Raw genomic sequence first — 16,261 nt, 5'->3', positions numbered from 1 at the left:
CTGCAAGAGAGCCACAAGACCCTTATGGGAGCGACTTCAGTCGCGACGAACAGGACGGCAGACCTTCCGCTGTCGGATGCCGTCAACACCTAAACCGTCTGCGTCGCCGACCACCGCCGCAGCGCCAAACCCCTGTCGCGGATCGCGACAAACCGCTACCTTGTGGCGATGACCACTTCCCCCGTACGTGTGTTGATTCATGGTGCATCCGGCCGCATGGGCCAGGCGTTGTTGCGCCTGGCCGCGCAGGACCCCGCGCTGCAGGTGGCAGCTGCGGTGATCCGGCGGGCGCCGGCGCAGCGGGTCGTCGACGGGGTGCCGTACTTCGCCGCGGCCGAGCTGAACGGCGCGCCGGCGTTCGACGTGGCGGTCGATTTCAGCCTGCCGCAGGGCTTCGACCCGGTGCTGGCGCTGTGCGTGGCGCGCGGCGCGGCGCTGGTGTCCGGCACCACCGGCCTGGACGAGGCGCAGCGGCAGGCGCTGGCCGACGCGGCAGTGCGCATCCCGCTGATCTGGGCGTCCAACTTCAGCCTGGGCGTGGCGGTGCTGAACGACCTGGTGGAACGCGCCGCCGCGGCGCTGCCGGGCTGGGACTGCGACATCGTCGAATCGCACCACGTGCACAAGCAGGACGCCCCATCCGGCACCGCGCTGACCCTGGGCGAGGCCGCCGCGCACGGCGGCGCGCAGCCACGCTACGCCAGCCTGCGCGCCGGCGACATTGTCGGCGAGCACCTGGTGCAGTTCGCCGGGCTCGGCGAGCGGGTGGAACTGGTGCACCGCGCCAGCAACCGCGACATCTTCGCCCGCGGCGCGCTGCATGCCGCCGCGCGCCTGCCGGGCCGCGCGCCCGGGGCCTACCGGCTGCGCGATCTGCTCGGCTGAACGGCGCTTTCACACAAACGTCTGGCGCGGACAGGTCCGCGTCGGTACAATTCTCGCTCGCCTGTTACCCATCGCCACGGACCCGGAGAAGCGCCGAGTTCGCGGTTTCTTGCAGCCGCAAGTTGGTGGGGCAGGGTTCCTCTCTCCCCAAGGCGAACCCCGTGACTCAACCCGCAATCCTTGTCCTTGAAGACGGCGCCGTGTTCGAGGGCGAATCCGTAGGCGCCGCCGGCCTGTCCGTCGGCGAAGTGGTGTTCAACACCGCGATGACCGGCTACCAGGAGATCCTCACCGATCCCTCCTACGCCCGTCAGCTGGTCACCCTGACGTACCCGCATATCGGCAACACCGGCTGCACCGACCAGGACGACGAAGCCGCCCAGGTCTGGTCGGCCGGGCTGATCGTGCGCGACGTGCCGCGCCGTCCCAGCAACTGGCGCAGCCAGGTGTCGCTGCCGGACTGGCTGATCCAGCGCGGCGTGGTCGCCATCGCCGGCATCGATACCCGCAAGCTGACCCGCATCCTGCGCGAAAAGGGAGCGCAGAACGGCGCGCTGATGGCCGGCGAAGTGAACGTGGACACCGCGCTGGAAGCGGCGCGCAAGTTCCCCGGGCTCAAGGGCATGGACCTGGCCAAGGTGGTCTCCACCGAAAAGGCCTATCCGTGGCGCGACGGCCAGCTCGACCTGGACAGCAACGCGTTCGCCCAGGCCGCACCGAAGTACAAGGTGGTGGCCTACGATTACGGCGTGAAGCTCAACATTCTGCGCATGCTTGCCGAGCGCGGCTGCGAGGTCACCGTGGTGCCGGCGCAGACGCCTGCCGCCGAGGTGCTGGCGATGCAGCCGGACGGCGTGTTCCTGTCCAACGGCCCGGGCGATCCGGCGCCGTGCGACTACGCGATTGCGGCGATCAAGGAAATCGTGGCCAGCAAGATCCCGACCTTCGGCATCTGCCTGGGCCACCAGTTGCTGGCGCTGGCCGCCGGCGCGCAGACCCTGAAGATGGGCCACGGCCACCACGGCGCCAACCATCCGGTGCAGGACCTGGACAGCGGCCGGGTGATGATCACCTCGCAGAACCACGGTTTTGCGGTCGATGAAGCGTCGCTGCCGGCCAACGTGCGGGTGACCCATCGCTCGCTGTTCGACGGCACCAACCAGGGCATCGAACTGACCGACGCGCCGGCCTTCAGCTTCCAGGGCCACCCGGAAGCCTCGCCGGGCCCGCGCGATGTGGCGCCGCTGTTCGATCGCTTCACCGCGCTGATGGCGGCCGCCGCCTGATGAGCGCCGCGCTGGCGCCGTCGCTGCGTCCACGCCGCTGGCGTTGGGGCGTATTGGCGTTGCTGGCGCTCGCCGCGTATCCGCTGTTCGTGCTGGTCGCGGTCTATGCGCAGTGGCTCGGCGCCGGCCTGCCCGGCGGGCGCAACGGCCCGGCCGATGCGTACCGCCACAGCCTGGCCAGCGCCATCGTCGCCTACACCTTGTCGCCGCGCTGCGTGGACTGGGTGACGGCGGTGATGGAGCGCGACGGGCGCGGCAACGCGAGCCGGGCGATGGACGCCCACAACAACCGGATCGGCGCGCGCATCGGCGCCGCCGCTCCCAGCTGGGCCGCGATGCAGCGCGAGGTTCGCGCCGCGGTCGACCATGGTGCGATCGACGCCCGATCGTCCGACCAGATCACCTGGCGCGCCCCCGCGGCGTGGCAGGACCGACTTTACTGAGAATCCCCATGCCCAAGCGCACCGACCTAAAAACCATCCTCATCATCGGCGCCGGCCCGATCGTCATCGGCCAGGCCTGCGAGTTCGACTACTCCGGCGCGCAGGCGTGCAAGGCGCTGCGCGACGAGGGCTACCGGGTGGTGCTGGTCAACAGCAACCCGGCCACGATCATGACCGACCCGAACATGGCCGACGCCGTGTACATCGAGCCGATCAACTGGCAGACGGTCGAGAAAATCATCGCCAAGGAAAAGCCCGACGCGCTGCTGCCGACCATGGGCGGACAGACCGCGCTGAACTGCGCGCTGGACCTGGCCGACCACGGCGTGCTGGAAAAGTACGGCGTGGAACTGATCGGCGCCAAGCGCGAAGCGATCATGATGGCCGAGGACCGCGAGCTGTTCCGCGTGGCGATGGGCGAGATTGGCCTGGAATGCCCGAAGGCGGCGGTCGCGCACACCCTCGAGGAAGCGCTGGAGATCCAGACCCGGGTCGGCTATCCGACCATCATCCGCCCCAGCTTCACCCTCGGCGGCAGCGGCGGCGGCATCGCCTACAACCGCGAGGAGCTGATCGAGATCGTCGGTCGCGGCCTGGAGCTGTCGCCGACCAGCGAAGTGCTGGTCGAAGAGTCGGTGCTGGGCTGGAAGGAATTCGAGATGGAAGTGGTGCGCGACACCGCGGACAACTGCATCATCGTCTGCTCGATCGAGAACCTGGACCCGATGGGCGTGCACACCGGCGACTCGATTACCGTGGCCCCGGCGCAGACCCTGACCGACAAGGAATACCAGCGCCTGCGCGACGCCTCGATCGCGGTGCTGCGCAAGATCGGCGTGGACACCGGCGGCTCCAACGTGCAGTTCGGCATCAACGCGCAGACCGGCCGCGTCGTCGTCATCGAGATGAACCCGCGCGTGTCGCGCTCCTCGGCGCTGGCCTCCAAGGCCACCGGCTTCCCGATCGCCAAGGTTGCGGCCAAGCTGGCGGTCGGCTACACCCTGGACGAACTGAAGAACGAGATCACCGGCGGCCTGACCCCGGCCTCGTTCGAGCCGTCGATCGATTATGTGGTGACCAAGATCCCGCGCTTCGCGTTCGAGAAGTTCCCGCAGGCCGATGCGCGCCTGACCACGCAGATGAAGTCGGTGGGCGAGGTGATGGCGATGGGCCGCACCTTCTCCGAATCGCTGCAGAAGGCGCTGCGCGGCCTGGAGACCGGCAAGATCGGGCTCGACCCGACCGGGCTGGACCTGGGCAGCGAGGACGACATGGCCGCGCTCAAGCGCGAGCTGAAGGCGCCCGGTCCGGAGCGGCTGTTCTACGTCGCCGACGCGTTCCGCGCCGGCATGAGCGTGGAGCAGGTGCATGCGCTGTCGTTCATCGATCCGTGGTTCCTGGACCAGATCGAGGACCTGATCGCGCAGGAGAAGCAGCTGGCCGCCGACGGCCTTGGCTCGCTGGACGCCGTGCGCCTGCGCACGCTCAAGCGCGCCGGTTTCTCCGATGCGCGCCTGGCCGAACTGTGCGGCACCAATGAGGCGGCGGTGCGCGCGCTGCGCCGCGCCCACAAGGTGCGCCCGGTGTACAAGCGGGTGGACTCGTGCGCGGCCGAATTCGCCACCGATACCGCCTACCTGTATTCGACCTACGAGGACGAGTGCGAGGCCAAGCCGAGCAATCGCGACAAGATCATGATCCTCGGCGGCGGCCCCAACCGCATCGGCCAGGGCATCGAGTTCGACTACTGCTGCGTGCATGCGGCGCTGGCGCTGCGCGAGGATGGCTATGAAACCATCATGGTCAACTGCAACCCGGAGACCGTGTCCACCGACTACGACACCTCCGACCGCCTTTACTTCGAGCCGCTGACCCTGGAAGACGTGCTGGAGATCGTCGAGCTGGAGCAGCCCAAGGGCGTGATCGTGCAGTACGGCGGGCAGACCCCGCTGAAGCTGGCGCGCGCGCTGGAAGCCAACGGCGTGCCGGTGATCGGCACCAGCCCGGACTCGATCGACCTGGCCGAGGACCGCGAGCGCTTCCAGCAGCTGGTCGACAAGCTGGGCCTGAAGCAGCCGCCGAACCGCATCGCCCGCAATGCTGAAGAGGCGCTGGTGCTGGCGCGCGAGATCGGTTATCCGCTGGTGGTGCGCCCGAGCTACGTGCTCGGCGGCCGCGCGATGGAGATCGTCTACGGCGAATCGGATCTGGCGCGCTACGTGCGCGACGCGGTCAAGGTCTCCAACGATTCGCCCGTGCTGCTGGACCGCTTCCTCGACAACGCGGTGGAAGTGGACGTGGACATCATCGCCGACAAGGACGGCCACGTGCTGATCGGCGGGGTGATGGAGCACATCGAGGAAGCCGGCGTGCATTCGGGCGATTCCTCGTGCTCGCTGCCGCCGTATTCGCTGTCGGCCAAGACCCAGGCCGAGCTGCGCCGCCAGGTGGTGATGCTGGCCAAGGGCCTGAACGTGGTCGGGCTGATGAACACCCAGTTCGCGGTGCAGGTGGACGAGGCCGGCGACGACATCGTGTTCCTGCTGGAAGTGAACCCGCGCGCCTCGCGCACCGTGCCGTTCGTGTCCAAGGCCACCGGCATGGCGCTGGCCAAGATCGCCGCGCGCTGCATGGCCGGCAAGACCCTGGCCGAGCAGGGCGCGCTGAAGGAGATCGTGCCCGACTACTACTCGGTGAAGGAGGCGATCTTCCCGTTCGCCAAGTTCCAGGGCGTGGATCCGATCCTCGGCCCGGAGATGCGCTCCACCGGCGAGGTGATGGGCGTGGGCCGCAGCTTCGGCGCGGCGTTCGCGCGCGCGCAGGAAGCCGGCGGGATCAAGGCGCCGCCGCTGGGCAAGGCGTTCCTGTCGGTGCGCGACCCGGACAAGCAGCGCGTGCTGCCGGTGGCGCAGGCGCTGGTCGAGCGCGGCTACACCCTGGTGGCCACCAGCGGCACCTGCGCGTGGCTGCGCCAGCACGGCCTGCAGTGCGACCAGATCAACAAGGTGGCCGAGGGCCGCCCGCACATCGTCGATCTGATCAAGAACGGCGAAATCGTGTATATCGTCAACACCACCGAGGGCCGCGCGGCGATCTCCGATTCGTTCTCGATCCGGCGCGAAGCCCTGCAACATCGCGTGACCTATTCGACCACCGTCGCCGGCGCCCGAGCGCTGGTGCATTCATTGGAATTCCGCGGCACCGGTCCGGTCTGGGCGCTGCAGGAACTGCACAAGGAGCTGGAAGCGTGAGAGCCCCGATCACCATGCAAGGCGCGCTGCGTTTGCGCGAGGAACTGGACCAGTTGAAGTCGGTCAAGCGGCCGCAGGTCATCGCCGCGATCGCCGAGGCGCGCGCGCACGGCGACCTGAAGGAAAACGCCGAATACCACGCCGCGCGCGAGCAGCAGAGCTTCATCGAAGGCCGCATCAAGCAGCTGGAGAGCGAGCTGTCGCATGCCGAGATCATCGACGTCAGCAAGCTGGCGGTCGGCAGCAAGGTGGTGTTCGGCGCGACCGTGACCCTGGCCGACGTGGAAAACGACGAAGAGAAGCGCTACCAGCTGGTCGGCGATCTGGAAGCGGACATCAAGCTGGGGCTGATCGCGATCTCCTCGCCGCTGGCGCGTGCGCTGATCGGCAAGCTGGAAGGCGACAGCGTCAGCATCGACGCCCCGGCCGGCCGTCGCGAGTACGAGATCGTCAGCGTCGAATACGTCGGCTGACGCCGTGGCTGTCGCCACCTTGTTGTTGCCGGAGCGCGCGCGCCTGGCCGCCGCGGCGCTGACCGGCGAGGTGGCGCGGGCGTTCGGCCGCGCCGAGCGCGAGCGCCTGGAGCCCGGCTCCGAAGCGCAGTTGCGCCGCCATTTCGCGCTGCCGCCCGGGCACTGGCCGGTGGCGGCGTTGACCCGGCAACTGGACGCCGGCGACGCCGGCGACGCGGTGTGGCTGCGTGCCGATCCGGCCTACGTGGTGCCGGACATGCAGGGCGCGCGGCTGATGGCGCATGGCGACATGCTCGCGATCGACGCCATCGATCTGGCCGCGCTGCTGCCGTCGCTGCAGGACCTGTTCGCCGAGTCCGGCCTGGTGCTGGACGCGCCGGAACCGACCCGCTGGTATCTGCGCCTGGCGTCGGACAGCGTGCTGCCCGCGTTCGCCGCACCGGCGCAGGTGCTTGGCGCCGATCTGTTCGACCATCTGCCGCAGGGCGAGGGCGGGCGACGCTGGCGGGCGCTGCTGACCGAGGCGCAGGTGCTGCTGCACCAGCATCCGTGGAACCGCGAACGCAGTGCGCGCGGACAGCCGGCGATCAATTCGCTGTGGTTCTGGGGCGGCGGCGCGTTGCCGGCCACGGTGAGCAGCGCGCATGCGCAGGTGCGCAGCCGCGAGCCGCTGCTGCGCGCGCTGACCCAGGCCGCCGGCATCGACGCCGAGCAGACGCCGCGCGTCGACGCGCTGGTCGATCTGCGCCAGCTGCGCGCGCCCGAGCAGTTCGTCGGCGAGGTGATGCAGCCGCTGCTCGAAGCGCTGCGCCTGGGCGAATTGCAGCAACTGCTGCTGGATTTCGAGGACGGCACGCGTTTCCGGATCGAGCGCGAGCAGCGTTGGCGCTTCTGGCGGCGGCCGCTGGCGCGCCTGGACGCATGAGCCCGCCGCTGCGCATCACCCGGCGGCCGGCCGCCGAGGGCGGGCCGTGGACGGAGAGCGTGCTGCCGCTGCTGCGCCGTATCTACACCGCACGCGGCGCGCACGACGCCAGCCTGGCGCAGCCGAAGCTGGCGCAGCTGCTACCGCCGGATGCGCTTAGCGGCATCGGCGCCGCGGTCGCGTTGCTGGCCGACGCGATCGCCGCCGGCAAACGGATTCTGGTGGTCGGCGATTTCGACTGCGACGGCGCCACCGCCTGTGCGGTCGCGGTGCGCGGGCTGCGCCTGCTCGGCGCCGCGCAGGTGCTGCATGCGGTACCGAACCGCATGGTCCACGGCTACGGCCTGTCGCCGGCGCTGGTCGCCGAACTGGCGCCGCTGCAGCCGGACCTGCTGGTCACCGTCGACCACGGCATCGCCTGCCATGCCGGCGTCGCCGCGGCCAAGGCGCTGGGCTGGCAGGTGCTGGTCACCGACCACCATCTGCCGGGCAGCGTGTTGCCGCCGGCCGACGCGATCGTCGATCCGAACCTGGCCGGCGACGCGTTCCCGAGCAAGATGCTGGCCGGCGTCGGGGTGATCTTCTACGTGCTGCTGGCCTTGCGCCGGCACCTGCGCGAGCGCGGCGCGTTCGCCACGCAGGCGCCGGATCTGACGGTGCTGCTGGACCTGGTCGCGGTCGGCACCGTCGCCGACCTGGTGCCGTTGGACACCAACAACCGCGCGCTGGTCTCGGCCGGACTGCGCCGCCTGCAGCGCGGCGACGGCTGCATCGGCTTGCGCGCCTTGATCGAAGCCAGTGGCCGCGATCCGGCGCGGCTCAGTGCCAGCGACATCGGTTTCGCGCTGGCGCCGCGGCTCAATGCCGCCGGCCGGCTCGAGGACATGGCGTTGGGCATCGAGCTGCTGCTGTGCGAGGACCCGCAGCAGGCGCGCGAGATCGCCGTCACGCTGGAACAGATCAACGGCGAGCGCCGCGCGGTGCAGCAGCAGATGACCGACGAAGCCGAGGCCACCGTGGCGCAGGCGCTGCTGGCCGCGCCGGACGCGCCGCCGGTGGCGGTGTGCCTGTTCGATGCCGACTGGCATCCGGGCGTGATCGGCTTGGTCGCCTCGAAGATGAAGGACCGCCTGCACCGCCCGGTGATCGCCTTCGCCCCGGCCGAGCCGGGCAGCGACCAGTTGCGCGGCTCGGCGCGCTCGATTCCCGGCTTCCACATCCGCGACGCGATGGCCGCGGTGGAGGCGCGCCGACCCGGATTGATGGACAAGTTCGGCGGCCATGCGATGGCCGCGGGCCTGAGTCTGCCGCGCGCCGCGTTGGCCGAGTTCGAACAGCTGTTCCGCGAGCATGCGCTGGCCAGCCTGGACGCGGCGCTGCTGCAAGCCGAACTGCTCAGCGACGGCGCGCTGGATCCGCATGAGCTGGACCATCGCCATGCCGAGGCGCTGCGCCTGGCCGGGCCATGGGGGCAGGGCTTCCCCGAGCCGCTGTTCGACGGCGAGTTCGAGGTGCTGCAGTGGCGCCTGCTGAAGGAGCGCCACCTCAAGCTGAGCCTGCGCTGCGCCGGCCGTGACGAGCCGTTGAACGCGATCCATTTCAACGGTTGGCGCGGCGACGAACCCGGCCGCCGCGTGCACATCGCCTACCGTTTGGTCGCCGACGACTATCGCGGCGGCGAAGCGGTGCAACTGGTGGTGGAGCACTGCCGGAGCGTTACGGGCTGATCCAGCGTCCTTGCCGCGCGCGCGTTGCCTGGTCGCGCATAGCCCCTCTCCCCTCGGGAGATGGGTTGGGGTGAGGGTACGGCGCGAAAGCGACTCGCGGAGTGTGGGTGCACGAGGCTGCGCCCGTACCCTCATCCGCCCCTGCGGGGCACCTTCTCCCGACGGGAGAAGGGAACAGCCGATTAGCCCCTCTCCCCTCGGGAGAGGGGTTGGGGTGAGGGTCCGGCGCGAAAGCGACTCGCTGTGTTTGGGTGCACGAGGCTGCGCCCGTACCCTCATCCGCCCCTTCGGGGCACCTTCCCCCGAAAAGGGGGCCATGGTCCCGATGGGAGAAGGGAACGGCCGCTAGCCGCTCTCCCCTCAAAGACGGCTGGGTAAAGATAGGATCAGCCGCATCGATGCAAGACTCGGCGGCCCAAGCACACCGCACGAAGATTCTGGCTAACCCCACAGCGCCGCACCGGACGTTCAAGCTGTACCGTCCCATCAAGGAGTGATCCATGCCGTACGTCGCGCGCAAAGGCCTGTGCCTGCTGTTGTTCTCGCTGTTGTCGGCCGCCGCCATGCCGGCCTTGGCCCAGACCGCGCCGCAGCGACAACTCCTGGCCCCGCTGCTGAAGACCGATCGCAGCGAACGCCCGGTCGAGCTGCGCTCGGCGACAGTGAGCGCGCATGCCGCGGCCGGCCTGGCCGAAACCACCGTGGACCTGCTGTTCTTCAACCCCAATGCGCGCGTGCTGGAAGGGCAACTGGCGTTCCCGTTGCGCGACGGCCAGCAGATCAGCGGCTTCGCCTTGGACATCGACGGACAGATGCGCGACGCGGTGCCGGTGCCGAAGGCGCGTGGGCGGCAGGTGTTCGAGGCGATCGAGCGGCGCGGCGTGGACCCGGGCCTGGTCGAGCAGACCGCCGGCAACCAGTTCCAACTGCGGCTCTATCCGATTCCCGCACACGGCAGCCGCCGCGTGCGCCTGGTCTATCGCGAGTCGCTGCCGCGCACCGCCGCCGGTTGGCAGTGGCGGCTGCCGCTGGGGTATGCGGCCAGCGCCCAGGCGCTGCGCCTGGAGTTGAGCACGCAGGCGGCGCCGGTGGACACCGCGGCGTTGCCTGCGGGCCTGCGCCTGTCGCCAGCGCCCGGCGGCTACGCGGCGGCGTGGTCGGGCACGCCAGCGCAACTGCCCAGGGAACTGACGCTGTCGCTGCGCGCAACCAGCGATCCACGCGTCGCGTTCGGCAGTCACGACGGCCAGCGCTACTTCCAGGCGCTGCTGCCGATCGCCGATCTGCACAGCGCACGCCCGTTGCCGCAGCGCATCGGCCTGCTGTGGGATGCATCGGGTTCGGCGCGGCAGCGCGATATTCCTGCGGAACTGGCCTTGCTGCAGCGCTATTTCGCCGCGCTGGGCAACGCGCAGGTCGATCTGATCGTGCTGCGCGACCACGCCGAGGCGCCGCGCCGGTTCCAGGTGCGCGCTGGCGATTGGAGCGCGTTGAAAGCGACGCTGCAGGGCCTGCAGCCGGACGGCGCCAGCGCGCTGGGCGATTGGCGGCCGGCGGCGGATGTGCAGGAGTATCTGTTGTTCAGCGATGGCCTGGGCAACTACGGCGCGCAGGCCTTGCCGGTGTTGGCGCCGGGCCAGCGCCTGTATGCGATCGATTCGGCCGGCGCCCATGCCGATGCCGCACGCCTGGCGGCGTCGGCGGAAGCGCGCGGCGGTCGCTTGATCGAGTTGCAGGGCGTGCAGGGTGTGCAGCAGGCCAGCGAACGGCTGCTGCAGCGCGGTGGCGAACTGGTGGCGCTGCAGGGCGAGGGCGTCGCCGATCTGGTCGCCGAGTCGCGCTACGCCGACGACGGATATCTGCGCATCGCCGGGCGCCTGCTCGCGGCCGATGCGACGCTGCACCTGGAGATCGCCACTGCCGCCAGTACGCGCCGCCTGAGTCTTCCGTTGCGCGACGCCAGCGAGGTGCCGGGCGAGCTGGTGCCCGGCGCCTGGGCGCGGGCCATGCTGCGCCGCCTGGCCGCCGATCCGCTCGGCGACGCCGCGCGCCGCCAGCAACTGGCCAGCCGCTTCGGCCTGGTCAGCGCCGACACCTCGCTGCTGGTGCTGGAGAACGTGGACGACTACGTACGCTATGACATCGCGCCGCCAGCGGCGCTGCGCGAGGCGGTGGCACGCGCGCAGGCGCAGCGTCAGCAGGAGCAGGGCGAGCAGCGCAAGCAGCGCATCGATCGCGTCGCCGAGGATTTCGCCCAGCGCGTCGCCTGGTGGCAGCGCACGTTCCCGAAGAACGCGCCGCCGCAGCCCAAGCCGGAAGGCGGGGAGGGTGGCGCCCGTCGGGAACGGCGGGACGAGGTTTCGCGGCCCGCACCGGTGATGGCCATGGCGCCACCGCCGGCACCCGCCGCGCCGATGCCGGCAGCGGAGCCCGCTGAGCTGGAGGCAATGGCCGTCAGCGCCGCGGTTGCGGCACCGGCGGACGCCGAGGCGAACGCCGATGCGCGTGCCGGCGCGCCCGCGTCCACCACGATTTCCCTGGCATTGCAGCCGTGGCAACCGGATTCGCCCTACGCCCGGCGCCTGCGTGCAGCCGCGCCGGAAGCGGTCTATCCGCTGTACCTGAGCGAGCGCGCCGCGCATGCCGACAGCGTTGCGTTCTACCTGGACGTGGCCGACGTGCTGTTCGAACGCGGCCAGCACGAACTGGCGCTGCGCGTGCTGTCGAACCTGGCCGAACTGCAACTGGAGAATCGCCATGTGCTGCGCGTGCTCGGCTACCGCTTGCTGCAAGCGGGCAGGGCGGATCTGGCGGTGCCGGTGTTCGAGCAGGTGCTGCGGCTGGGCGAGGAAGAGCCGCAGAGCTTCCGCGACCTGGGCCTGGCCTACGCCGCACGCGGCGACGCGCAGGCCGCGATCGAACAGCTGTACCAAGTGGTCGCGCGCGACTGGGACAGCCGCTTCGACGGCGTGGCGCTGATCGCCCTGAACGAATTGAATGCGATCGTGGCGCGCTCGCAGCAGCCATTGCAGACCGGCTTCATCGACCCGCGCCTGCGGCGCAACCTGCCGCTGGACCTGCGCGTGGTGCTGAACTGGGACAGCGACAACAGCGACATGGACCTGTGGGTGACCGACCCCAACGGCGAGCGCTGCTATTACGCGCACCGCTCGACCTACCAGGGCGGGCAGCTGTCGCAGGACTTCACCGGCGGCTACGGGCCGGAAGAGTTCTCGCTGCGCCGGGCCAAGCCGGGCAAGTACAAGGTGGAAGCGAACTTCTTCGGCGACCGCCAGCCGCTGGTCACCGGCGCGACGACCTTGCACCTGCAGCTGAGTACCGGCTGGGGCAGCGCCACGCAGCGCGACCAGCAGGTGACGCTGCGGCTGAAGGACCAGAAGGAGACGATCCTGGTCGGCGAGTTCGAGGTGCGCTGAGGCGTCCGCGCGCCGGCCATTGCCGAATGGCCGGCGCGCTAAAATGCGCCATGTCCGAATCGCCAGCCACCAGCGTCTATTCCCGTTTCCTGCCGTGGCGCCGCAGTTTCGAGATCGGCTTCTGGGTCGCGCTGACCCTGGTCAACGGCATCGCCAACAGCATCACCGTGCTGATCGACATCCGCCGCACCGGCCTGCACTTCGCCGCGTGGGAGCCGGCGTTGTGGGAGTGGTCCAGCGGCCTGGTGTTCCTGCTGATCGTGCCGATCGTGGTGCTGTTGAGCCGGCGCTATCCGCTGCACTGGGACAACTGGCGGCGCCGGTTGCTGGCCTATCTGCTGGGCAGCGTCGCGCTGTCGGTGCTGCACGTGCTGGGCATGGTCGCGGTCCGCAGCGTGGTGTACCGGCTGCAGGGCAAGCACTACGACTTCGGCCCGTGGCCGCAGGGGCTGGCCTACGAATACCTGAAGGACGTGCGCAGCCTGGCCTCGATGCTGCTGTGCGTGGAGATGTACCGTTTCCTGCTGCGCCGCTGGCAGGGCGAGGCGGCACTGCTCGGTGCGCCCGACGAAGGCCCGCCGGTGGAGTCGCTGGAGCGCCCGGAGCGCTTCCTGGTGCGCAAGCTCGGCCGCGATTTCCTGGTCGCCGCCGCCGATATCGAATGGCTGCAGGCCTCGGGCAACTACGTCAACCTGCGCGTGCGCGGCCACGACTACCCGCTGCGCAGCACCATGGCCGCGATCGAGGCCAGGCTCGACCCGGCCGTGTTCGTGCGCATCCACCGCAGTTACATGGTCAACCTGGGCTGCGTGGTCTCGATCGAGCCGCTGGAGGCCGGCGAGGCGCGCGTGCACCTGCGCGACGGCAGCCATGTGCCGTGCAGCCGCCGCTACCGCGCGGCCCTGCGCACGGCGGCCGGCGAGGGCGAGGCGGCGATCGCCGAGTGATCGTGGCGCGGCCCGGCCCGGGCGCGGCAGCGCACGCGCTGTGGCGCGGCGGCCGGAATTGCTAGAATCGCGCTCTTGTTTGCCGTTTGCCGGAATGCCGCCATGATCGAACTCAATCCCATCCGCCACCGCATCGCCGATCTATCCGATCGGGTGCTGTCGCTCCGGGGGTTTCTTTGACTACGACGTCAAGAAAGAACGCTTAGAGGAAGTCACCCGGGAGCTGGAAAATCCCGATGTGTGGAACGACCCCGAGCGCGCCCAGGGCCTGGGCCGCGAGCGCTCCAACCTGGAGAAGACCGTCGGCGGCATCGCCAGCGTGCTCGACGGGCTGAACGAGGCGCTTGAGTTCCTGGAGCTGGCCGAGAGCGAGGACGACGAGGACACCGCGCTGGCGGTGGTCGCCGATGTCGACCGCTTCCAGGCGCACGTGGAGAAGCTGGAATTCCAGCGCATGTTCTCCGGGCAGATGGACGCCAGCAACGCCTTCGTCGACATCCAGGCCGGCGCCGGTGGCACCGAGGCCCAGGACTGGGCCGAAATCCTGCTGCGCATGTACCTGCGCTGGTGCGAGTCGCGCGGCTGGAAGACCGAACTGATGGAAGTCTCCGGCGGCGAAGTCGCCGGGATCAAGTCGGCCACGGTGCGCGTGGAAGGCGATTTCGCCTATGGCTGGCTGAAGACCGAGACCGGCGTGCACCGGTTGGTGCGCAAGTCGCCGTTCGATTCGGACAACCGACGCCACACCAGCTTCACCTCGGTGTTCGTGTCGCCGGAAGTGGACGACAACATCGACATCGAGATCAATCCGGCCGACCTGCGCACCGACGTCTACCGTTCCTCCGGTGCCGGCGGCCAGCACGTCAACAAAACCGAGTCGGCGGTGCGCATCACCCACATCCCGACCAACATCGTCGTGGCCTGCCAGACCGGGCGCAGTCAGCACCAGAACCGCGACAACGCGATGAAGATGCTCGCCGCCAAGCTGTACGAGCTGGAGATCCAGAAGCGCAACGCCGAGCGCGACGCGGTCGAGGCGACCAAGTCGGACATCGGCTGGGGCAGCCAGATCCGCAACTACGTGCTCGACCAGAGCCGGATCAAGGACCTGCGCACCGGCATCGAACGTACCGACACGCAGAAGGTGCTCGACGGCGACCTGGACGAATTCGTCGAGGCCAGCCTCAAGTCCGGCCTGGAAGTCGGCGCCAAACGCAGCGACGCCTGAACCGCCGGCCTCCCGCCCACGGTGGCGGAGGCCGGCCACGCGGCGCAGCCCGCGTATCTGCTGCATCCTCTCCCTTCTTCTCCGCGTACCCATTCCCATGACCGAGCAGACCCCCGCGCCGTCCCTTCCCGTCGACGAGAACGGCCTCATCGCCGAACGCCGCGCCAAGCTGGGAGCGCTGCGCGCGCAGGGCGTGGCCTATCCGAACGATTTCCGCCGCCACGATTACGCCGGCGACCTGCAGGCCGAGTTCGCCGAGGCCGAGCGCTGGAGCGCCGAGGCGCTGGAGGCCGAGGGCCGCAACCTAAGCCTGGCCGGGCGCCTGCTGGCCAAGCGGGTGATGGGCAAGGCCAGCTTCGTGCAGCTGCAGGACGAGTCCGGGCGCATCCAGCTGTTCCTGCAGGCCAACGCGCTGGGCCCGGCCTACGATGCGTTCAAGGGCTGGGACATCGGCGACATCATCGGCGTGGAAGGCGGGTTGACCCGCACCAAGACCGGCGAACTGTCGGTGCGGGCGACGGCGCTGCGGCTGCTGACCAAGGCGCTGCGCCCGTTGCCGGACAAGTGGCACGGCCTGTCCGACGTGGAGCAGCGCTACCGCCAGCGTTACGTGGACCTGATCGTGTCGCCGGAGGCGCGCGAGGTGTTCGTCAAGCGCTCCAAGATCATCCGCGCGATGCGCGCCTGGCTGGACGCGCGCCGTTTCCTGGAAGTGGAGACGCCGATGATGCATTACATCCCCGGCGGCGCCACCGCCAAGCCGTTCACCACCCACCACAACGCGCTGGACCTGGATCTGTACCTGCGCGTGGCGCCGGAGCTGTACCTGAAGCGACTGGTGGTCGGCGGCCTGGAACGGGTCTACGAAATCAACCGCAATTTCCGCAACGAAGGCGTCAGCACCCGGCACAATCCCGAATTCACCATGATGGAGCTGTACGAGGCCTACGCCACATACCACGAGGTGATGGACCTGACCGAGAGCGTGATCCGCGACGTGGCCCAGGAGGTGCTCGGCACCACCCAGGTGCACTGGGACGGCGCCGACATCGACTTGGCCCCGGCGTTCCGCCGCTGGCGCATGGACGAAGCGGTGCGCCACCACAACCCCGAGATCAGCGCCGCCGATTGCACCGACCGCGCCGCGCTGCTGCGCCACTGCGAGCGGCTGAAGATCCGCACCAAGCCGTCCTACGGCTGGGGCAAGCTGCTGCTGGAGATCTTCGAGGCCACCGTCGAGCACACCCTGATCCAGCCGACCTTCATCACCGACCACCCGGTCGAGGTGTCGCCGCTGGCCCGTTCCAGCGACACCGAACCCGGCTATACCGACCGCTTCGAGCTGTTCATCAACGGCAAGGAGATCGCCAACGGCTTCTCCGAGCTCAACGATCCGGAAGACCAGGCGGCCCGGTTCCAGGCCCAGGTGGCGGCGAAGGAGGGCGGCGACGACGAGGCCATGCACTTCGACGCCGACTACATCCGCGCGCTGGAGGTCGGCCTGCCGCCCACCGGCGGCATGGGCATGGGCATCGATCGGCTGGTAATGTTGCTTACCGGCAGCAATTCGATCCGTGACGTGCTGCTGTTCCCGTACATGCGCCCGGAGGCTTAATCTAGCCGAAGGCGGCGGTGGCCTTGGCGTGGGGTTCTCGTATC

Annotated in this window: 11 protein-coding genes; all 11 read left to right on the top strand. The window is 69.5% G+C overall.

The window, feature by feature from the left end; all coding sequences use genetic code 11:
• Window positions 1–168 precede the first annotated feature (168 nt).
• Window positions 169–885, top strand: coding sequence for a 4-hydroxy-tetrahydrodipicolinate reductase (gene dapB, locus HEP74_RS11350; protein WP_185812976.1), 717 nt, complete (start codon window positions 169–171; stop codon window positions 883–885).
• Between the two features lie 161 nt (window positions 886–1,046).
• Complete coding sequence (carA, locus tag HEP74_RS11345; protein WP_185812975.1) at window positions 1,047–2,171, top strand: glutamine-hydrolyzing carbamoyl-phosphate synthase small subunit; 1,125 nt, start codon at window positions 1,047–1,049, stop codon at window positions 2,169–2,171.
• Window positions 2,171–2,614 (top strand): DUF6973 domain-containing protein, encoded by a 444-nt coding sequence (locus tag HEP74_RS11340; protein ID WP_104558976.1) that lies wholly within the window; start codon window positions 2,171–2,173, stop codon window positions 2,612–2,614. Before carA ends, HEP74_RS11340 begins: the two co-directional genes overlap by 1 nt.
• Before the next feature lie 8 nt (window positions 2,615–2,622).
• Window positions 2,623–5,865, top strand: a complete 3,243-nt coding sequence (gene carB, locus HEP74_RS11335) for a carbamoyl-phosphate synthase large subunit (protein WP_185812974.1) — start codon at window positions 2,623–2,625, stop codon at window positions 5,863–5,865.
• Window positions 5,866–5,873: 8 nt separating this feature from the next.
• A complete protein-coding gene (gene greA, locus HEP74_RS11330; RefSeq protein ID WP_170867603.1) occupies window positions 5,874–6,338 on the top strand; it encodes a transcription elongation factor GreA in 465 nt (154 codons plus the stop codon).
• Window positions 6,339–6,342: 4 nt separating this feature from the next.
• Window positions 6,343–7,263: a phosphoglycerate mutase gene (locus HEP74_RS11325; RefSeq protein WP_185812973.1), complete on the top strand. Its 921-nt coding sequence runs from the start codon at window positions 6,343–6,345 to the stop codon at window positions 7,261–7,263.
• Window positions 7,260–8,990, top strand: coding sequence for a single-stranded-DNA-specific exonuclease RecJ (gene recJ, locus HEP74_RS11320; RefSeq protein WP_185812972.1), 1,731 nt, complete (start codon window positions 7,260–7,262; stop codon window positions 8,988–8,990). Before HEP74_RS11325 ends, recJ begins: the two co-directional genes overlap by 4 nt.
• Before the next feature lie 500 nt (window positions 8,991–9,490).
• Entirely contained in the window at window positions 9,491–12,427 is a 2,937-nt protein-coding gene (locus HEP74_RS11315; protein WP_185812971.1) for a DUF2135 domain-containing protein, read from the top strand.
• Window positions 12,428–12,477: 50 nt separating this feature from the next.
• Window positions 12,478–13,374 (top strand): LytTR family DNA-binding domain-containing protein, encoded by an 897-nt coding sequence (locus HEP74_RS11310; RefSeq protein WP_185812970.1) that lies wholly within the window; start codon window positions 12,478–12,480, stop codon window positions 13,372–13,374.
• Between the two features lie 102 nt (window positions 13,375–13,476).
• Window positions 13,477–14,602 (top strand): peptide chain release factor 2 gene (prfB, locus tag HEP74_RS11305; protein ID WP_185812969.1). Its coding sequence is split into 2 segments (ribosomal slippage): window positions 13,477–13,551 and window positions 13,553–14,602, totalling 1,125 coding nucleotides; the frame shifts between segments, so codons are not numbered across the junction.
• 97 nt (window positions 14,603–14,699) lie between these two features.
• Window positions 14,700–16,217: a lysine--tRNA ligase gene (lysS, locus tag HEP74_RS11300; protein WP_185812968.1), complete on the top strand. Its 1,518-nt coding sequence runs from the start codon at window positions 14,700–14,702 to the stop codon at window positions 16,215–16,217.
• The last annotated feature ends 44 nt before the right edge of the window (window positions 16,218–16,261 follow it).

Origin of the sequence: Xanthomonas sp. SS (assembly GCF_014236835.1) — a bacterium.
In the GTDB taxonomy this organism is placed as follows: domain Bacteria; phylum Pseudomonadota; class Gammaproteobacteria; order Xanthomonadales; family Xanthomonadaceae; genus Xanthomonas_A.
This window is presented reverse-complemented; position numbering and strand designations above follow the sequence as displayed.